At 72.2% G+C, this 19,244-nt stretch carries 18 protein-coding genes; 10 read left to right on the top strand and 8 right to left on the bottom strand.

Going from position 1 to position 19,244, the window contains the following annotated elements; all coding sequences use genetic code 11:
• Positions 1–104 precede the first annotated feature (104 nt).
• The gene (locus ACFYT9_RS31170; protein ID WP_389169094.1) at positions 105–1,481 is read left to right on the top strand and encodes a DedA family protein; all 1,377 of its coding nucleotides are present in this window, start codon (positions 105–107) and stop codon (positions 1,479–1,481) included.
• Between the two features lie 106 nt (positions 1,482–1,587).
• On the opposite strand, the gene ACFYT9_RS31165 is transcribed toward ACFYT9_RS31170, so the two are convergent.
• Positions 1,588–3,240 carry a threonine/serine exporter ThrE family protein gene (locus ACFYT9_RS31165; protein WP_387273088.1) on the bottom strand — a complete coding sequence of 551 codons (1,653 nt, stop codon included), beginning with the start codon at positions 3,238–3,240 and terminating at the stop codon, positions 1,588–1,590.
• A 166-nt stretch (positions 3,241–3,406) separates the two neighbouring features.
• Positions 3,407–3,898: an inorganic diphosphatase gene (locus ACFYT9_RS31160; protein ID WP_376602461.1), complete on the bottom strand. Its 492-nt coding sequence runs from the start codon at positions 3,896–3,898 to the stop codon at positions 3,407–3,409.
• Between the two features lie 102 nt (positions 3,899–4,000).
• Between ACFYT9_RS31160 and dacB the strand changes: the two genes are divergently transcribed.
• The 8 genes from dacB (at position 4,001) to ACFYT9_RS31120 (ending at position 13,000) form a co-directional block, all read left to right on the top strand.
• Entirely contained in the window at positions 4,001–5,407 is a 1,407-nt protein-coding gene (dacB, locus tag ACFYT9_RS31155; protein WP_387273090.1) for a D-alanyl-D-alanine carboxypeptidase/D-alanyl-D-alanine-endopeptidase, read from the top strand.
• A 59-nt stretch (positions 5,408–5,466) separates the two neighbouring features.
• On the top strand, positions 5,467–6,606 hold the full coding sequence (locus ACFYT9_RS31150) for a zinc-dependent metalloprotease (protein ID WP_387273092.1): 1,140 nt from the start codon (positions 5,467–5,469) through the stop codon (positions 6,604–6,606).
• Positions 6,607–6,882: 276 nt separating this feature from the next.
• Positions 6,883–7,899, top strand: coding sequence for a tRNA lysidine(34) synthetase TilS (gene tilS, locus ACFYT9_RS31145; RefSeq protein WP_376602464.1), 1,017 nt, complete (start codon positions 6,883–6,885; stop codon positions 7,897–7,899).
• 41 nt (positions 7,900–7,940) lie between these two features.
• Positions 7,941–8,480: a hypoxanthine phosphoribosyltransferase gene (gene hpt / locus ACFYT9_RS31140; protein WP_030219931.1), complete on the top strand. Its 540-nt coding sequence runs from the start codon at positions 7,941–7,943 to the stop codon at positions 8,478–8,480.
• A gap of 203 nt (positions 8,481–8,683) precedes the next feature.
• Positions 8,684–10,711 carry an ATP-dependent zinc metalloprotease FtsH gene (ftsH, locus tag ACFYT9_RS31135; RefSeq protein WP_387273095.1) on the top strand — a complete coding sequence of 676 codons (2,028 nt, stop codon included), beginning with the start codon at positions 8,684–8,686 and terminating at the stop codon, positions 10,709–10,711.
• A 100-nt stretch (positions 10,712–10,811) separates the two neighbouring features.
• Positions 10,812–11,417 (top strand): GTP cyclohydrolase I FolE, encoded by a 606-nt coding sequence (gene folE / locus ACFYT9_RS31130; RefSeq protein WP_387273097.1) that lies wholly within the window; start codon positions 10,812–10,814, stop codon positions 11,415–11,417.
• Between the two features lie 37 nt (positions 11,418–11,454).
• Complete coding sequence (locus ACFYT9_RS31125) at positions 11,455–12,444, top strand: hypothetical protein (protein ID WP_389169093.1); 990 nt, start codon at positions 11,455–11,457, stop codon at positions 12,442–12,444.
• A gap of 28 nt (positions 12,445–12,472) precedes the next feature.
• Positions 12,473–13,000: an SMI1/KNR4 family protein gene (locus ACFYT9_RS31120; protein WP_387273099.1), complete on the top strand. Its 528-nt coding sequence runs from the start codon at positions 12,473–12,475 to the stop codon at positions 12,998–13,000.
• Positions 13,001–13,018: 18 nt separating this feature from the next.
• Here the strand turns inward: ACFYT9_RS31120 and ACFYT9_RS31115 are convergent, their stop codons facing one another.
• The 6 genes from ACFYT9_RS31115 to ACFYT9_RS31090 form a co-directional block, all read right to left on the bottom strand.
• The gene (locus ACFYT9_RS31115) at positions 13,019–13,501 is read right to left on the bottom strand and encodes a DUF3180 domain-containing protein (protein ID WP_376603028.1); all 483 of its coding nucleotides are present in this window, start codon (positions 13,499–13,501) and stop codon (positions 13,019–13,021) included.
• Between the two features lie 48 nt (positions 13,502–13,549).
• A complete protein-coding gene (gene folK, locus ACFYT9_RS31110) occupies positions 13,550–14,149 on the bottom strand; it encodes a 2-amino-4-hydroxy-6-hydroxymethyldihydropteridine diphosphokinase (protein ID WP_376603029.1) in 600 nt (199 codons plus the stop codon).
• Entirely contained in the window at positions 14,146–14,505 is a 360-nt protein-coding gene (gene folB, locus ACFYT9_RS31105) for a dihydroneopterin aldolase (protein ID WP_015034453.1), read from the bottom strand. Before folB ends, folK begins: the two co-directional genes overlap by 4 nt.
• A 111-nt stretch (positions 14,506–14,616) precedes the next feature.
• Entirely contained in the window at positions 14,617–15,114 is a 498-nt protein-coding gene (locus ACFYT9_RS31100; protein WP_389169092.1) for a nuclear transport factor 2 family protein, read from the bottom strand.
• Positions 15,111–15,974, bottom strand: a complete 864-nt coding sequence (folP, locus tag ACFYT9_RS31095) for a dihydropteroate synthase (protein ID WP_387273103.1) — start codon at positions 15,972–15,974, stop codon at positions 15,111–15,113. Before folP ends, ACFYT9_RS31100 begins: the two co-directional genes overlap by 4 nt.
• A gap of 37 nt (positions 15,975–16,011) precedes the next feature.
• Positions 16,012–17,862: a phosphatidylglycerol lysyltransferase domain-containing protein gene (locus tag ACFYT9_RS31090; protein ID WP_387273105.1), complete on the bottom strand. Its 1,851-nt coding sequence runs from the start codon at positions 17,860–17,862 to the stop codon at positions 16,012–16,014.
• A 160-nt stretch (positions 17,863–18,022) separates the two neighbouring features.
• On the opposite strand from ACFYT9_RS31090, the gene ACFYT9_RS31085 reads away from it, so the two are divergent.
• Entirely contained in the window at positions 18,023–19,135 is a 1,113-nt protein-coding gene (locus ACFYT9_RS31085; protein ID WP_387273107.1) for an alpha/beta hydrolase, read from the top strand.
• The last annotated feature ends 109 nt before the right edge of the window (positions 19,136–19,244 follow it).

Genomic DNA, 19,244 nt, shown 5'->3' with positions numbered 1-19,244 from the left:
CAGGTGGAACCGGGGCACCCCCCGCCACGTTGATAGCTTGGGGCGCGCCGTCGGCATGTCCCCCTCCGACATGCCCCCCACCCCACCCGCAGGAGCCCGGAACCGTGAACACGCTTGCCCTCGGACCGAGCTGGTTGGATCCGGACTACCTGATCCAGACCTTCGGCCTGATCGGTGTCCTCGTCATCGTCTTCGCCGAGTCCGGCCTGCTCATCGGGTTCTTCCTGCCCGGTGACTCGCTGCTCTTCACGACCGGTCTTCTGGTCACCACCGGCAAGCTCGACTCGCCTCTCTGGCTGGTCTGCACGCTGATCGTCGCCGCGGCGATCATCGGCGACCAGGTGGGGTACCTCTTCGGACGGAAAGTCGGCCCGGCGCTTTTCAAGCGCCCCGACTCCAAGCTCTTCAAGCAGGAGAACGTCGAGAAGGCGCACGAGTTCTTCGAGAAGCACGGCCCCAAGTCGCTGATCCTGGCCCGCTTCGTGCCGATCATCCGCACCTTCACGCCGATCATCGCGGGCGTCAGCCGGATGAACTACCGCTCGTTCATCACCTTCAACATCATCGGCGGTGTGCTCTGGGGCGCCGGCGTGACCCTGCTGGGCGCCTCCCTCGGCAAGATCGACTTCGTGCACGAGCACATCGAGGCGATCCTCATCGGCATCGTGCTCCTCTCGGTCGTCCCGATCGTGATCGAGTACCTCAAGGCCCGCTCCCAGTCGAAGAAGGCCGCCGCCGCCCGGGCCGCGGCCCCCGCCGACCCGGCGGCCCCCGCGGACCAGGACACCCCCGGCGGGGGGCAGGGCCAGGCCGTCTACGGCGAGCAGCCCGGCGGCCACGGCCACCAGGGCGGCCAGAACGGTCCCGGCGGTCAGCCGGACCAGGGCGGCCACGGCGCCCAGGACGGCTACGCCGGTCAGGCCGGCGGCTACACCGGCTACGGCGACCAGGGCGGGTACGACCAGCAGAGCGGCTACGCCGGCCAGGGGGGCTACGCGGGCCAGGGCGGTTACGGCGCTCAGGGGGGCTACGCGGGTCAGGGCGGTTACGGGGCCCAGGACGGTTACGCGGGTCAGGCCGGGTACGGCCGGCAGGGCGGCTACGAGGCTCAGGCCGGGTACGGCGGGCAGGGTGGCTACGGCGGTCAGGCCGGATACGGCCAGCAGGGCGGATACGCGGGCCAGGCCGGACAGGCGGGCTACGGAGGCGGCCAGGCCGGACAGGCGGGCTACGGCGGCCGGCCCGGCCACGGCTACGGGGACCAGCCCGGCTACGGCGCGCAGACCCCCCAGCCCGGCTACGGCGGCCACCAGGGCCAGGGCCAGCCCGGCTACGGCGGCTACGACGCCCAGGGGGCTCAGGGCGCTCAGAGCGGCTACGACGCCCAAGGCGGTTACGACGGCCAGGGCCACCAGGGCCACCAGGGCCACCAGAGCCGCCCGCCGTACGGCGAGGACGGCGGCAGGCCCACCCAGCGCTAGGACACCACCACGAAGCCCCGCCCCGGCCGGAAGGCCGGGGCGGGGCTTCGTCGTGGAACGGCCCCGCCAAAACTCGGCCCCGTAAAAATCCGGGCCCGGCCCCGCCTCAGAACCCCCGGGTCCGCTTCGCCGCGCTCCGGGAGACCGCACCCGGGGCCCGCATGAAGAGCCGGGCCAGCTCCCCGCCCAGGTTCACGCCGATCGCGATCGCCAGCGCCAGCGCCGCCGCCTTCGCCAGGTACGCGAACCCCCCGTCCAGGTTGTTCTGGGCGATCGCGAGCACCCCGAAGTACGTCGCCGAACCGGGCAGCAGCGCGCCGATCGCCGCCGTCACGTACGGCAGCGACGACGTGTGGTGGTAGCGGGCCATCAGCTGCCCGAAGAGACCCACCAGGCCCGCCGCCAGGGCCGTCGCCATCACCGTGGACCCCTCCGCCGTCACCGCGATCGACGCGTAGACCACCCAGGCGACCCCGCCGTTGAGCGTCGCGAAGAGCACGGTCGCCCGTGACTGCTGCAGAAGGATGGCGAAGGTCGCGCACAGCACCATCGCGGCCACGGTCTGCGTCACCGGCCGCTCCACGGCCTGCAGCGCACCCTCCGGGTTGAGATTCGCGCCGAACTGCACCGCCAGGTACAGCACCGACAGCACGCCCACCACGATCGCCACGAAGAAGTACGCGACCTCCAGGAGCCGGGCCGAGGCCGTGATGTAAAAACCGGTCAGACCGTCCTGCACCGCCGCCACCAGCGCCCGCCCCGGGATCAGCGCGAACAGGCCACCCGTGATCACCGCCGAGGGCCGCAGATCCGCGTGGAGCAGCGTGAGGAGCACCCCCATCGCCGCCGGCGGCATCGCCGCCACCAGGAACTGGTAGAACTCCGGCAGCCCGCGCCCCGCGCACAGCCACGCCAGCCGGTCGCCCAGCACCGCGCCCAGCGCCGCCACGAAGAACACCGTCGCCCCGCCGCCCAGCAGCGTCGACGCCGCGCCCGCGAGCACACCCGCCGCCGCCGTCAGCACCCAGCCGGGGTACGGATGCCGGTTGCGCCGTATCTCCGCGAGCCGCCGGTACGCCTCCTCCGGCGACACCTCGTGCGCCGGCGCGTTGATGTCCGCGAGCAGCTGGTAGACGGCCGCCAGCCGGGTGTAGTCCGTGCCCCGGCGCCGTACCGTCCGGTTCGCCGTCACCGGATCGTCCACCAGCGACGGCTGGTACGTGATCGACAGCAGCGTGAAGGTCACCGTCGGCTCGCAGCGGTCGAGCCCGTACGACCGGCAGATCGCGAACATCGCCGCCTCGACGTCCTCCGCGCCCTCACCGCCCGCGAGCAGCAGCTCGCCGATACGGAGGGTCAGGTCGAGCACACGCGGCACCGAGGGGCCCGTCTCGCCCTTCGCGGCGGCCGCCTCCGGCACCGGCCGGTCACCGACCGGCAGCCGCAGCATCGTCCGCATCCGGTCCTGCCACGGCGCGTTGTGCGGCAGCCGCGCCAGCGGCACCCCGTACGCCGGGGTGAAGGCGGGCGGCGAGTCCTTCGAGGAGTACGTCGAGGGGGGCGCGAAGGCCGACCCCTCGGGCTCCGGCGGAGGCTCGGGCTCCAGCCCCTCCGGCACCACGAACGCCGACCCCTCCGGCTCCGCGGGCGGCGGCTCCGGCACCAGTCCCTCCGGCAGCGCGAACTCCGAGGTCGCCTCGTCCGACAGGGGCTTCCGGTCCTCCGGAGCCTCCTCGGGGCCCTCCGGCTCCGCCACCACGCGCTCTCCGCCTCACACCCAGGGAATCTTGGATTCCAGTATGAGCGTCAGACGGGTGTGTGAAACGTGGAGGGGCGAAAGGCGGTACGGACGCGGAGGCGGGCTCACGGACACGCGGAAGGCGGCGCACCCCGAAGGGCACGCCGCCTTCCACGACGATCGGGCGTCAGTGAGCGCCCTGCTCCTTGGCGCGCGCGATCGACTTCTCGATCTCGGCCTCGGCCTCCTCGCGGCCGACCCAGTCGGCGCCCTCGACCGACTTGCCCGGCTCCAGGTCCTTGTAGACCTCGAAGAAGTGCTGGATCTCCAGGCGGTCGAACTCCGGCACGTGGTGGATGTCGCGCAGGTGCTCCATGCGCGGGTCCGTCGCCGGGACGCACAGCAGCTTGTCGTCGCCGCCGGCCTCGTCCGTCATACGGAACATGCCGATGGCGCGGCACTTGATGACGCAGCCCGGGAACGTCGGCTCGTCGAGGATGACCAGCGCGTCCAGCGGGTCACCGTCCTCGCCGAGGGTGTTCTCCACGTAGCCGTAGTCGGTCGGGTAGGCCGTCGACGTGAAGAGGCGACGGTCAAGACGGATACGACCGGTCTCGTGGTCGACCTCGTACTTGTTCCGCGATCCCTTGGGGATCTCGATGAGAACGTCGAACTCCACGGGTGGCTCCTCCTGAATCAACACAAGTGAATGCTCGCGACGACGCGCGGTGATTAAGTGTCTCTCACGCAGGTACGTGATCGCGAAAGGGGCTGGTCAGCAATGCCGGAGCCGAGGGTGTGGCAGCTCACGGCGGGCTCCGCCGTGCTCGGTCTGGCTCTCGCCGCCGCGGCGGTGACCGCGGCAGGCCCCTGGGACGGAGGCCAGCGTACGGCCGAGCGGGCCCGCGCCGCCGCCCCCGCGGCGGGTGGTGAGCGTCACCCCGCCCCGGCCGCCGCCCCCGCGGCCCCGCGCCGCACCGAGCCCGCCCCGGCCCCCAGCGCCCCCGGCGTCCTCACCGCCCTCGCGGCCCCCGCCCCCGGCACCCGCCCGGCGGACCTCGCCCGCACCCTCGTCCCCCTCCTGGCCGACCCCGGCCTCGGCACCTCGCGCACCGCCTCCGTCGTGGACACCGCCACCGGCGAGCAGCTGTACGGGGAGGGCGCCGCCACCCCCATGACCCCGGCCTCCACCGTCAAGATCGCCACCGCCGCCGCGGCCCTCTCCGCCCTCGGCCCCGACCACCGGATCGCCACCACCGTCACCGCCGCCCCCGACGGCAAGGCGGTCACCCTCACCGGCGGCGGCGACCCCACCCTCGACGAGGCCCGGCTGAAGAAGCTCGCCGCCGACACCGCCCGCGCCCTGGAGAAGCGCGGCCTCGCCTCCGTACGCCTCGCCTACGACACCGCCCTCTACCGGGGCCCCGCCCTCCACCCCATCGGCCCCAACGAGAACATCGCCCCCGTCACCGCCCTGATGACCGCCGAAGGACGCCTCGACGGAAGCACGTCCGGACCCGCCCCCCGCTCCGGCGACCCGGCCCGCGACACCGCCACCGCCTTCGCCGGCCACCTCGCCGCCGCCGGCCTGAAGGTCACCGGCGACCCCGCCCCCGGCCGCACCCCGAAGGGCGCCCCGCTCGCCCGTACGCACTCCGCCCCCCTCGCCGACCTCGTCGAGCGCACCCTCACGAACAGCGACAACGACCTCGCCGAGGCCCTCGCCCGGCAGACCGCCCTCGCCCGTGAACAGCCCGCCTCCTTCCTCGGCGCCGAGAAGGCCGTCCGCGACGAACTCGGCGAGCTCGGCCTCCCCCTCGCCGGCGCCCGCTTCGCCGACGGCAGCGGCCTCGACCGCCGCGACCGCGTCTCCGCCGGCCTCCTGACCGGCCTCCTCGCCCGCGCCGCCGACCCCGCCCGCCCCGAGCTCCGCCCGCTCCTCACCGGCCTCCCCGTCGGCGGCTTCACCGGCACCCTCGCCGGCCGCTACGGCCAGGCCCCGGCCGGCGCCGGACTCGTCCGCGCCAAGACCGGCACCCTCACCGGCGTCAACACCCTCGCCGGCACCGTCGTCACCACCGACGGGCGCCTCCTCGCCTTCGCGTTCCTCGCCTCCCGCACTCCCTCGCCCGATCTCGCCCAGCCCGCCCTCGACCGCCTCTCCGCCGCCCTCACCGGCCAGAAGTAGCCATCTGACCCACCCTCCGGACAGGGCACCGACCGGCCGGGACCCCGTACCGTTGACGCATGACGAGCATCGGTGGTGCAGGCACGTCCGGAATGGTCGACTGGAACCTCGCGGTCGCGACCGCGACCAGGCTGGTCCGCCCCGGCCCCGACGTCGGGCGCGACGAGGCACGGGCCGTCGTCGCCGAACTCCGCAGGCACGCCAAGGCCGCCGAGGAACACGTCCGCGCCTACACCCGGATGCTCCCCGAAGGCGCCGAACCGCACGACACACCCGTCCTCGTCGTCGACCGCACCGGCTGGATCAAGGCCAACGTCGCCGGCTTCCGCGAACTCCTCACCCCGCTCCTCGGCAAGATGCAGGAGCGCCGCACCACCACCCCCGGCGGCACCGTCCTCGGCGCCGTCGGCGGCAAGGTCACCGGCGTCGAGCTCGGCATGCTGCTCTCCTTCCTGGCCTCCCGCATCCTCGGCCAGTACGAGACCTTCGCCCCCGTCACCCGCGACCTCCCCGGCGCCCCCCAGGGCGGCGGCCGGCTCCTCCTCGTCGCCCCCAACATCGTCCACGTCGAGCGCGAACTGGCCGTCTCCCCCCACGACTTCCGCCTCTGGGTCTGCCTCCACGAGGAGACCCACCGCACCCAGTTCACCGCCGTCCCCTGGCTCCGCGACCACCTCCAGGGCGAGATCCAGACATTCCTCGCCGCCACCGAGGTCGACCCCGGCACCTTCGTCGAACGCCTCCGCGAAGCCGCCCAGACCCTCGCCGGCGGCCGCCCCGAGGCCGAGGAGGGCGACCCGGCACCCTCCCTCGTCGAACTCGTCCAGACCCCCGAACAGCGCGAGATCCTCGGCCGCCTGACCGCCGTGATGTCGCTCCTCGAAGGCCACGCCGACTACGTCATGGACGGCGTCGGCCCCCAGGTCGTCCCCTCCGTCGCCGAGATCCGCGAGAAGTTCCAGCAGCGCCGCGCCCGCGGCGCCTCCCGCCTCGACCTCGCCCTGCGCAAGCTCCTCGGCCTCGACGCCAAGCTCCGCCAGTACCGCGACGGCGAACGCTTCGTCCGCGCCGTCGTCGACGAGGTCGGCATGGACGGCTTCAACCGCGTCTGGACCTCCCCCAACACGCTCCCCACCAAGAGCGAGATCTCCGCCCCCGCCGACTGGATCGCGCGCGTGCACCGCCGCGCCGACTCCTGAGCGCGGGACCGGGGCACCGCGCCCGAGGACGGACCGAGGAAGGGTGAACCGTACGGCAGACTCCTGGGGCGGAAGAGCCGTACGGCACGGCGACACCGGCGAAGACCCCGCCAATCACCCATCCGAGGGACCCTTCGGGTGGGGTGAGGCGTGCAATGCTCGGGTAAGGGCCACGTTTCTGTCACCATCGACGCACTCTGAGTGACCGAACACCCCATTCCGACCGTTAAGACTCCGACCGAGGCACCCCACCCCATTCACGAAGGGCACCGAACCATGGGTCCCCATCCTGCGGTCGCGGCGATACGCCTGGCGGTCCGCCGCGTACTCCACGACGTCCTCACCGAGCACCCCACCGACCCCGCCGCCCCCCGCGACACGCACCCTCTCGTGCTCGTCGCCTGCTCCGGCGGAGCCGACTCCATGGCGCTCGCCTCCGCCCTCGCCTTCGAGGCCCGCAAACTCCCCGTCCGCGCCGGAGGCATCACCGTCGACCACGGCCTCCAGGACGGCTCCGCCGGCCGCGCCGACGAGGTCGCCGGCCGCATGACCGCCCTCGGCCTCGACCCCGTCGAAGCCCTCACCGTCACCGTCGGGCGCGAAGGAGGACCCGAAGCCGCCGCCCGCGACGCCCGCTACGCGGCCCTCGACGCCGCCGCCGAACGCCACGACGCCACCGCGATCCTCCTCGGGCACACGCGCGACGACCAGGCGGAGACCGTCCTCCTCGGCCTCGCCCGCGGCTCCGGAATCCGCTCCCTCTCCGGCATGGCCGCCGTCTCCGGCGCCCGCGGCCGCTACCGCCGCCCCTTCCTCCAGCTCGACCGCCACACCGTCCGCAAGGCCTGCATCGCGCAGGAGCTCGCCGTCTGGGACGACCCCCACAACAGCGACCCCGCCTACACCCGCTCCCGCCTCCGCCACGAGGGCCTCCCCGCCCTGGAGAAGGCCCTCGGCAAGGGCGTCGTCGAAGCCCTCGCCCGAACGGCCCAGCTCTCCCGCGACGACGCCGACGCCCTCGACACCTGGGCCGCCGACGCCGAGACCACCGTGCGCGACGAGGCGGGCGCCCTCGAATGCGCCAAGCTCCACGGACTGCCCCCCGCCGTGCGCCGCCGCGTGCTGCGCCGCGCCGTGATCGCCGAGGGCGCCCCCGCCGGTTCCCTCTTCGCGCGCCACATCGAAGAACTCGACCGGCTCATCACCGGCTGGCGCGGCCAGGGCGCCATCAACCTGCCCGGCCGCGTCGAAGCCCGCCGCCAGGGTGGCAGACTGGTCATCCGGCAAGGCTGACGCACGCTGCAACGAAAGTGACCCGGGTGAACGAGAAGGACATGGGCACCGACCTCCAGTCGGTGCTCATCACCAAGGAAGAGATCGACGCGAAGCTGGCCGAGCTGGCCGCGAAGATCGACGCGGAATACGCGGGCAAGGACCTGCTCATCGTCGGAGTCCTCAAGGGCGCCGTGATGGTGATGGCGGACCTGGCGCGCGCCCTGTCCACCCCCGTCACCATGGACTGGATGGCCGTCTCCTCGTACGGCGCCGGCACCCAGTCCTCGGGCGTCGTCCGCATCCTCAAGGACCTCGACACCGACATCAAGGGCAAGCACGTCCTGATCGTCGAGGACATCATCGACTCCGGCCTGACGCTCTCCTGGCTCCTGTCGAACCTCGGCTCGCGCGAGCCGGCCTCCCTGGAGGTCTGCACCCTGCTGCGCAAGCCGGAGGCCGCCAAGGTCGCCATCGACGTCAAGTGGATCGGCTTCGACATCCCCAACGAGTTCGTCGTCGGCTACGGCCTCGACTACGCGGAGAAGTACCGGAACCTCCCCTTCGTGGGCACGCTCGCCCCGCACGTCTACGGCGGCTGAGCGGCTTCACACGTTCGGGGAACCCGCACCGCCTTCCCCCCGTTGAACCACGGGAAGGCGGTCGCGGGCGACGATGCTGAGGTACCGTCCGAAGAACAGCTTTTCTCACACCGCGTTTTCCGCACAGCTTTCTCGATACAGCTTTCTCACACAGAGGCATTTACCTACGGGCAGGAGGGACGGGGCGTTCTCGCTCCGTATGGATGGACGTGAAGCGATACTTCCGTGGGCCGGTCATGTGGATCGTGCTGGCCGTCCTCGCCGTGGTCGTGCTGATGCAGGTCGTCGGCTCGTCCGAGGGCTACAAGACGGTGGACACCGGCCAGGTCGTCCAGGCGATCGACAAGAACCAGGTCAAGCAGGTCAAGCTCACCACCGGTGACGAACAGATCATCAAGGCCGAGCTCGTCGACGGCCAGAAGATCGACAACAGCAGCAAGATCCAGGCCAGCTACATCGGCACCCAGGGCGCAGACCTGGCCGACAAGCTCCAGGAGAAGTTCGAGGCCGGGCAGATCGAGAAGGGCTACACCGTCTCCCCGACGAAGCAGTCGCCCTTCGTCTCGATCCTGCTCTCGCTCCTCCCCTTCGTCCTCATCGTGGTCGTCTTCCTGTTCCTGATGAACCAGATGCAGGGCGGCGGCTCCCGCGTCATGCAGTTCGGCAAGTCCAAGGCGAAGCTCATCACCAAGGACACGCCCAAGACGACCTTCGCCGACGTCGCCGGCTCGGACGAGGCCGTCGAGGAGCTCCACGAGATCAAGGAGTTCCTCCAGGAGCCCGCGAAGTTCCAGGCGGTCGGCGCCAAGATCCCCAAGGGCGTCCTGCTCTACGGCCCGCCCGGAACCGGCAAGACGCTCCTCGCGCGCGCCGTCGCCGGCGAGGCCGGGGTGCCCTTCTACTCGATCTCCGGCTCCGACTTCGTCGAGATGTTCGTCGGTGTCGGCGCCAGCCGGGTCCGCGACCTCTTCGAGCAGGCCAAGGCCAACGCCCCGGCCATCGTCTTCGTCGACGAGATCGACGCGGTCGGCCGCCACCGCGGCGCCGGCCTCGGCGGCGGTCACGACGAGCGCGAGCAGACCCTCAACCAGCTGCTCGTCGAGATGGACGGCTTCGACGTGAAGGGCGGCGTCATCCTGATCGCCGCCACGAACCGCCCCGACATCCTCGACCCCGCCCTCCTGCGGCCGGGCCGCTTCGACCGCCAGATCGCGGTCGACCGCCCCGACATGCAGGGCCGTCTGGAGATCCTCAAGGTCCACCAGAAGGGCAAGCCGGTCGCGCCCGACGTCGACCTCGGCGCCGTCGCCCGCCGCACCCCCGGCTTCACGGGTGCCGATCTCTCCAACGTCCTGAACGAGGCGGCGCTGCTGACCGCCCGCTCGGACAAGAAGCTGATCGACAACCACATGCTGGACGAGGCGATCGACCGCGTGGTCGCGGGCCCGCAGAAGCGGACCCGGATCATGTCGGACAAGGAGAAGAAGATCACCGCGTACCACGAGGGCGGCCACGCCCTGGTCGCGGCGGCCTCCCCCAACGCCGACCCCGTCCACAAGATCACCATCCTGTCCCGCGGCCGCGCCCTGGGCTACACGATGGTCCTCCCGGACGAGGACAAGTACTCCACCACCCGCAACGAGATGCTCGACCAGCTCGCCTACATGCTGGGCGGGCGCGCGGCGGAGGAGCTCGTCTTCCACGACCCGACCACGGGTGCCGCGAACGACATCGAGAAGGCCACGGCCACCGCCCGCGCGATGGTCACCCAGTACGGCATGACCGAGCGGCTCGGCGCCATCAAGTTCGGCGGCGACAACACCGAGCCCTTCCTCGGCCGTGAGATGTCGCACCAGCGCGACTACTCGGAAGAGGTCGCCGCGCTCGTCGACGAAGAGGTCAAGAAGCTCATCGAGACCGCGCACAACGAGGCGTGGGAGATCCTGGTCGAGAACCGCGACGTCCTCGACAACCTGGTCCTGGCCCTCCTGGAGAAGGAGACCCTGGGCAAGGAGGAGATCGCCGAGATCTTCCGGCCGATCGTCAAGCGCCCGGCCCGTCCGGCCTGGACCGGCTCGTCCCGCCGCACCCCGTCCACGCGTCCGCCGGTCCTCTCCCCCAAGGAGCTGGCCCTGACGAACACGGCGAACGGCACCTCGGCGAACGGCACGACCCCGGTGGACACCACCAAGGGCATCGACATCGCCCCCGAGGACACCCCGGAGCCCTGAGCCCCGGCCCCCCGGAATGGAAGCCGCGCCCCCACAGGTTTTAGCCTGTGGGGGCGCGGCCTTTTTCGCGCCATGTCAGACCAGACGGAACGAGGCACAGATGACCGACCCGGTGACGCTGGACGGCGAGGGCACGATCGGCGAGTTCGACGAGAAGCGCGCGGAGAACGCCGTACGAGAGCTCCTCATCGCGGTCGGCGAGAACCCGGACCGCGAGGGTTTGCGTGAGACGCCCGCGCGCGTTGCGCGTGCGTACAAGGAGCTGCTCTCGGGGATGCGGCAGGCTCCGGAGGATGTCCTGACCACTACTTTCGACCTCGGTCACGACGAGATGGTCCTCGTGAAGGACATCGAGCTCGTTAGCTTCTGCGAACATCATCTCCTCCCGTTCCATGGTGTGGCCCATGTGGGCTACATCCCGGCGGAGAGCGGCAAGATCACGGGCCTGTCGAAGCTCGCCCGCCTGGTGGACGTCTTCGCCCGCCGTCCGCAGGTGCAGGAACGTCTCACCACCCAGGTGGCGGACTCCCTGATGCGCATCCTCGACGCGCGCGGCGCGATCGTGGTGATCGAGGCCGAGCACATGTGCATGTCGGTGCGAGGCATTCGCAAGCCGGGGGCGAAGACGACGACCTCGGCGGTGCGCGGGCAACTGCGCGACGCTACCACCAGGGCCGAGGCCATGTCCCTGATTCTGTCCCGTTAGGGGCGGACCACCCGCCGTGCTCCCTACCTTCCTCGGTATGGGATACGGCCTCGCGAGCAAGATGCTCGTCAATCTGGTGGGGGGCTGCGTTCAGGCGAAGAACGTGGCCCCCGGGAACCTCCTGTGGACGCTGGACGGCGACCGTACGGTGCGGACCACCGTCACGGCCGTGACCGCGGCCAAGGCGCGGCCCGCCGTCGAAGTGGTCACCGACCACATGGCGTTCCTCGTCAGCCCGGACCTGCTGCTGCTCACACCGGACGGGTGGACGCACGCGATGGACGCGGCAGGGGCGGTGATCGCCTGGACCCCCGCGCGGAAGCTGTGCCGCGAGCGGCTGACGATCCGGCCCGGGTACGAGTTCGGCTACCTGGTCGGTGCCACGTGCGCCGACGGCACGGTCGGCAGGAACTACGTCTCCCTCGTGGTGAACGAGGAGTCCTTCGCCCAGCGGTACGCGACCGCGCTGACGGCCTGCACGGGTCTCAGGGCCCGCCCGGAGGCGGTCAGCCGGCCCTCGGGCTTCCTGAAGCGGGACCTGCCCGGCTTCCGGGTCCGGGTGGTCTCCTCGTACCTCTCCGACGCCCTGCGCCACTACGTCGGTGGGGACGCCCACCACCTGCGCCAGGGATTCCCCCGGGTGGTGCTCCGAGACATGGACACCTTCAACGGATTCCTCGACGGGTACGCCGAAGGCGACGGCTGCCGCATCAAGCGGTGGCCGGCCCGGATGATCGTGAGCGCCAACGCACCTTTCCTGGCCGAGGTCGCCCGTGTCATCGGGGCGCGGTTCACTCCGAGGCCCAAGGGCGTCTCCCAGCTCGTGATCTCCGACCGCTGGCGGTCCCGCGGCACCTTCACCCCCGAGACCCATCCCCTTGACCCGCCCGAGTCGTCCTGGGTCCAGGTCCACGAGGTCCGCCCCCGCCCGGCCCTCGGCACGAAGCCCTTCACCTTCTACGCCTACCGCCTCGCCCCGCACCCCACCTTCCTGGTCAACGGACACCTCGCCCGCGAGGCCTGGTGATGTCGGTGGGGGCGGATAGCGTGCGCAGGTGATCGAGACGAGCTGTGAAGACCGACGTTTCCCGCCCGCGCTGGCCGCTGTCGCCCGGGTCCGGTTCGATTACGACGAGGGGCGGGGGATCGACTTCGAGCCGTACGACGTCTTCGACTCCGCCGAGGAGACGACGGACTGGTTCCGGCACTGGAGCGGTAACCATGAGCTGGACGGGGACGCTTACCGGGTCTTCGGCCAGGACGGTACCGGGGGCCTCGCCGCGATCTGGTGCGTGCGGCCGGGGCGGCCGCTTGCGGAGCAGCCCGTGGTGTTCCTGGGATCGGAAGGCGAGCGCGGGGTGATCGCGGGGAACCTGTCCGACTTCCTCTGGGTGCTGGCCGACGGTCTCGGCCCGGTGGAGGTCGTGATGTACGGGGCGGAGGAGCCCCGCCGCGACGCGGTCCTGGGGCGGCTCGCGGAGGAGTATGCGACGACTCCGCGGCGGACCGCGCGGGAGATCGTCGCCGGGGCCCGGGCCGAGTTCCCGTCCTTCTCCGACGAGCTGGACGGGCTCTGCCGCTGAGGCGCTCCTGCGGTGACGTCAGGCCCGGGCTCCGCCGCCCGGGCCTTCGTCGTCCTCCGGGAGTTTGCAGACGCGCTCCAGGAAGAGGGCGGCGGCGATGACGGCGAAGCCGGCCACCACGGAGGCGGCGGCGTAGAGGGCCTGGTCGCGGCGGGCGGGGACGTCGAGGGAGCCGAGGAGGAAGACGCCCACGCCGCCGTAGAGACCGGCGACGAGGGCGGCGACCAGGGCGCTGGCCTGGCCGAAGACGACCGCGCGGGCGGCCATCAGGGGCTCGACGCCCTTGGCGCCGGGGCGGCGCTCCCGCTGGGCCTTGAGACGGGCCCGGATGGAGAGCGCGGTGGCCGTGAGGACCACCGCGATCACGGCGAGGACGATGGGCGCGGCGAGCGGCACGCTGGGGAGCGTGCCGACCGAGTCCCAGAGGCGGGCGCCGCCCCAGGAGAGGATGCCGGCGACCAGGAAGAGTCCGGCGAGCACCTTGAGCCGCAGTTGTTTCACCGGGTGTCCTTCACGTGGTCGCGGGTGGTCTGCCACGTAGCGTAACGACTACTCGGGGAGACGGAGTTCCAGGTCGGTCCGGGGCGTCACGCCGGCGCGGTCCGAGGCGGCCAGGAGGGCCGCCACCGGGCCGTGCCCGGGGAGCTGGGCCTCCGGGTCCATGTCGTGCCAGGGGGCGAGCACGAAGGCGCGCTGGTGGGCACGGGGGTGCGGGAGGGTGAGGACGGGGTCGTCGGAGACGGTGTCCGCGTACGTGATGATGTCGACGTCCAGCGTGCGGGCGCCCCAGCGCTCCTCCCGTACGCGGAGGAAGGCCTCCTCGACGGCCTGGGCGCGCTCCAGGAGGGAGGAGGGCGGGAGGGTCGTCTTCACGAGGGCGACGGCGTTGAGGTACGCGGGCTGGCTGCCGGGCTCGACGCCCCAGGGCGCGGTCTCGTAGACCGGGGAGACGGCTTTGACGCGGAGGCCGGGGGTGTCGGCGAGGGCGTCGAGGGCCCCCTGGAGGGTCTCCAGGCGGTTGCCGAGGTTGGCTCCGAGGGCGATGACCGCCCAGCGCGGGTTGGACAGGGTGGTGTCCGCGGCGTCGACGGCGGCGACCACCGCGGCCGGTACGGGCTGGACGGTGGGGTCGCTCTGGTTCGGCTTCATCGACGGCTCCGGGTGATCGTGATGGTGACGTCGTCGAAGGGCACGGTGATGGGGGCGTCCGGCTTGTGGACGACCACCTCCACCTCCTGGACGCCGGCGTGGCTCAGACACTGCTGGGCGATGCGCTCGGCGAGGGTCTCGATCAGGTCGACGGGCTCGCCCTGGACGACGTCGACGACCTCTTCGGCGACGACGCCGTAGTGGACGGTCTTGGTGAGGTCGTCGTCTGCGGCCGCCGGGCGGGTGTCGAGGCCGAGGACCAGGTCCACGATGAAGGTCTGCCCCTCCTCGCGCTCCTTGGGGAAGACGCCGTGGTGACCTCGGGCCTTGAGGCCGCGCAGCGCGACACGATCCACGCGAATCACTCCTGCTGTCGTAGTTGCGGGGGCACACAGCCGGGTGCGGACGGCCGGGTGTCCTCCATCGAATCTACCTGCGGGCACCGACAGCGCTTGCTGTCGGGGCCGTCAGGCGGCGGGTCCGGCGTCGTCGGCGGTGGCCGCGGGGGGTGTGTCGTCGTCGGGTCCGGCGATGACGGGGGAGGCGTGGTGGGACCAGATCCGCCAGCCCTCGGGGGTCCGGCGGAAGGTGTTGGTGGCGACGACGAGCTGTCCGACGAGGGGGCCGAGCTCGGCGCCGTCCTCGGCGGGGCCGCCGCTGAGGATGTTCTCGGTGCAGGTGACGAGTGCGGTGTCGCCGCCGATCGAGGTGCGGACGTCGGTGAGGAAGAACTGGATGTAGTCGGTGTGCGCCATGATCAGCGCGTACGAGCGGAGCACCTCGCCGCGGCCGGTGAGGACGGGCCAGCCGGGGTGGACGCAGGAGATCTCGGTGGCGCCGTCGTCGAGCCAGAGGTCTTCGAGCCGGTCGAAGTCGCCCTCCTCCATCGCCGCGTAGAAGGCGGTGTTGGCGGCTTCCACGGCGGCCCGGTCCGCGGCCCGGTCGGCCTCGCGCCCGCCGGTCACCGGGCTCCTTCGACGGCGCGGGCGACGCGGACGGCGTCGGCGCTGGCCCGGACCTCGTGGACGCGGACGGCCCAGGCGCCCTCGTGGGCGGCGAGGGCGGAGACGGCGGCGGTGGCGGCGTCGCGCTCGCGGGCGGGCGGCGGGGTGGCGCCGGGCTCGCGGGTGAGGACGTGGCCGAGGAAGCGTTTGCGGGAGGCGGCGACCAGGAGGGGCCGGCCGAGGGCGCGCAGCTCGGGGAGGCGGGCGACGAGGGCGAGGTCGTGCGGGGCGAGCTTGGCGAAGCCGAGTCCGGGGTCGATGACGATCCGCTCGGGGGCGACGCCGCCGTCGACGACGGCCTCCATCCGGGTGCGGAGTTCGGTGACGACCTCGGCGACGACGTCCTCGTAGACGGCGAGGCTGTTCATGTTGTCGCTGAAGCCGCGCCAGTGCATGACGACGAAGGGGACCTCGGCGGCGGCGACGGCGGGGACCATGCCGGGGTCGGCGAGGCCGCCGCTGACGTCGTTGACGAGTACGGCGCCGGCCGCGACGGCCGCGGCGGCGACGGAGGCCCGCATGGTGTCGACGGAGACGGTGACGCCTTCGGCGGTGAGGCCGCGGACGACGGGGACGACGCGGCGGAGCTCCTCGTCCTCGTCGACGCGGCTGGCGCCGGGCCGGGTGGACTCGCCGCCGACGTCGACGAGGTCGGCGCCCTGGGCGACGAGGTCGAGGCCGTGCTTGACGGCGGCCGTGGTGTCGAACCAGCGGCCGCCGTCGGAGAAGGAGTCCGGGGTCACGTTGACCACGCCCATGACCGCGCAGCGGTCCCACTCGGGGAGGCCGAGGGGGGCGCCCCGGTCGATCGTCGTACTCATACGACCAGCGTAGGGCCCGGCGGGGCCGTGGGCGGTTTCAGGCCGCACTGACCTCGTGCTCCCGGCCGGTGCGCGCGGGGACGACGTGGGCGCAGGGGCGGGGGGCGCGGGGGCGGCGGCGGGCGAAGGGGCGGGGCAGGGCGAGGGAGAGGAAGCCTTCGGCCTGCATGGCGGCGAGGCCGATGCGGGGCAGGTCGCGGCCGGCGCGGTAGACGACGAAGCGGGGTTCCCAGCGGGGCTGGAACTTGGCGTTGAACTTGTAGAGCGACTCGATCTGGAACCAGCGGGAGAGGAAGAGGAGCAGGCCGCGCCAGAGGCGGAGGACGGGGCCGGCGCCGATCCGTTCGCCGCGGGCGAGGGTGGAGCGGAACATGGCGAAGTTGAGGGAGACGCGGCGGATGCCGAGGCCGGGGGCGGCCTGGAGGGCGGCGACGATGAGGAGTTCGTTCATGCCGGGGTCGGCGGAGCGGTCGCGGCGCATGAGCTCCAGGGACATGCCGTCGGGGCCCCAGGGCACGAAGTGGATCATGGCTTTGAGGTCGCCGTAGGGGGAGGCGCCGCCGGGGTCGTCCGGGTCGGTGAGGTGGGCGGTCGCTATGACGGCGTCGCCGTCGCCGGGGGCGCCGATGCGGCCGAGGGCCATGGAGAAGCCGCGTTCGGTGTCGGTGCCGCGCCAGTCGGCGGCGGCCCGGCGGACGAGTTCGAGTTCGGCGTCGTCGAGGTCGCGGACCCGGCGCACGCGCGTGGTGTAGCCGTTGCGCTCGATCCGCTTGACCATCTGGCGGACGTTGCGCATGGAGCGCCCGGAGAGGGAGAAGGCGTCGACGTCGATGACGGCCTCGTCCCCGAGTTCGAGGGCGTCGAGGCCGGTCTCGCGGGTCCAGACCTGGCCGCCGGTCTCGGAGCAGCCCATGACGGCGGGGGTCCAGGAGTGGGCGCGGGCCTCGTCCATGAAGCGTTCGATGGCGCCGGGCCAGGCTTCGACGTCGCCGATGGGGTCGCCGCTGGCGAGCATGACGCCGGAGACGACGCGGTAGCAGACGGCGGCCTTGCCGCTGGGGGAGAAGACGACGCCCTTGTCGTGGCGGAGGGCGAAGTGGCCGAGGGAGTCGCGGCCGCCGTGGCGTTCGAGGAGGGCGCGGAGGCGGGTCTCGTCGTCGGCGGTGAGGCGGGCGGCGGGGTGTTCGGGGCGGAGCGCGAGGTAGAGCGTGGTGAGGGCGGTGAGCATGCCGAGGGCGCCCAGGGAGTAGCCGACGGTCCAGTCGACGCCGCGGGTGTAGGCGACGGGGCCTTCGACGCCGAAGAGTCCGAGGAGGACGTGTTCGAGCCGGTCGGTGAGGCTGGGGTCGCCGACGACGCGGCGGGGGTGGGCGCTGACGACGACGAGGCCGAGGGCGAGCGAGCCGGCGCCCATGACGACGAAGTTGGCGAGGGCGCGCCAGCGGCTGCGGGGGTCGGGGAGGGCGGCGAACTGGTCGCGGTGGCGCAGCAGCAGGGCGAGGAGGGCGAGCGAGAGCAGCGAGCCGAGGATCGAGTGGCGCCAGACGAACTGGGCGGCGGCGCCGAGGGGGAGGAGCAGGACGACGGCCCGCCAGGCGCGGCGCTTGTGGCGCTTGAGGCCGTGGGCGAGGAGGAGCAGGAGGACGCCGGCGCTGAGCGAGACGGCGGCGGAGAGCGGGCCGAGGGTGCCGGGGAGGACCTCCGCGAGGGCGTGGACCCGGCTGGCGCGGAAGCGGGGGAAGACCCCGGCCGCGATGTCGAGGAGTCCGATGAGGGTGCAGGCCGTACCGACGAGGGCGGGGACCTTCTCGGGGGCCGGGCCGCTGAGAATTCGGCGGACCCGAGCCGGAACCGATGATGTTTTGTCCCCATCTACCGTGACAGACATCGCTTCCCGCGCTCCCCGTGCGTTCGTGGTCGTTTTCGGCCCCGTTCGGGGCTCCCCTTAGGACGGGGCTGTACGCGGGCGGGTTCATCCGGTCACAGGAAATTCTCAGGAAGTCGTCGGGACGTCCGGGAAGTCGTACGCAGGAAGGTTCGGACGTCTCATGGGTCTCACCAGCGGCAATGCCCTCGTCACGGCGGTGGCGGTGGCCGTCGCGCTCTTCTCGGTCACGGTGGTGCTGTGGCCCCGGCTGGCCCGGCGGGGGTGGCGGCCGGTCTTCGCCAGGGTGGGGCTGCTGCTGGCGACGCAGCTGGCGCTGTTCGCGGCGGTGGGGCTCGCGGCGAACCGTTCCTTCCTCTTCTACGGTTCCTGGGCGGACCTGTTCGGCCAGGAGCAGGAGATGGGGGTGGTCGTCGACCACGGCGCCGGCTCCGAGGACGTGCGGGTGGTGGGGACGCGGGCCCTGGACGTGCCGGGTGGAGCGCGGCCGTCCGTCGGCGGGCAGATCCAGGAGGTGGTGGTCCGCGGGGACCGGTCGGGGATCACCTCGCCGGCCTTCGTCTACCTGCCGCCGGAGTACTTCCAGGAGCGGTACGCGAAGCAGTCGTTCCCGGCGGCGGTGGTGCTGACGGGGTATCCGGGCACCGCGGAGAACCTGATCAAGGGGCTGAATTACCCGCGGACGGCGTACCTCCAGGCGAAGGAGGGGCGGATGCAGCCGATGGTCCTGGTGATGCTGCGGCCGACCGTGGCGCCGCCGCGGGACACCGAGTGCGTGGACGTGCCGGGCGGTCCGCGCACGGAGACCTTCTTCGCCGAGGATCTGCCGAGGGCCGTGTCGGGGTCGTACCGGGTGGGGACGAAGCCGCGGAACTGGGGGTTCATGGGGAACTCGACGGGTGGGTACTGCGCGCTGAAGATCGCGCTGAACCATCCGGACCGGTTCGTGGCGGGGGCGGGCTTCTCCGCGTACTACAAGGCGGCGGAGGACGTGACGACGGGTGACCTCTTCCACGGCGACCAGGCGCTGCGGCAGCGGGCCGACCTGCTGTGGAGCCTGGACCACCGGCCGCAGCCGAAGTCGTCGTTCCTGGTGACGACGTCGAAGTCCGGCGAGGGCAACCGGAAGGGGACCGAGGAGTTCGTCCGGAAGGTGAAGAGCCCGGCGCGGGTCTCCTCGATCACGCTGGAGAGCGGCGGGCACAACTTCACCACCTGGAACCGGGAGATCCCGCCCGGCCTGGTGTGGATGAGCGGGAAGCTCCGGGCGGACTAGGCGACGTCTTCCGGGCAGGCCGGGCTGCCGGGCAGGCCTGGCGGGGAGGTCTGCCCCGGCCTGACCTGCGGCCCGGTCGGGTCGGTCGGCCCTGGTCAGTCCGGTCGGG

The sequence above is a fragment of the Streptomyces sp. NPDC004435 genome (genome assembly GCF_042873895.1).
In the GTDB taxonomy this organism is placed as follows: Bacteria; Actinomycetota; Actinomycetes; order Streptomycetales; family Streptomycetaceae; genus Streptomyces.
Note: the sequence above shows the minus strand (reverse complement) of the source record. Positions and strands in the feature narration are given on the sequence as shown.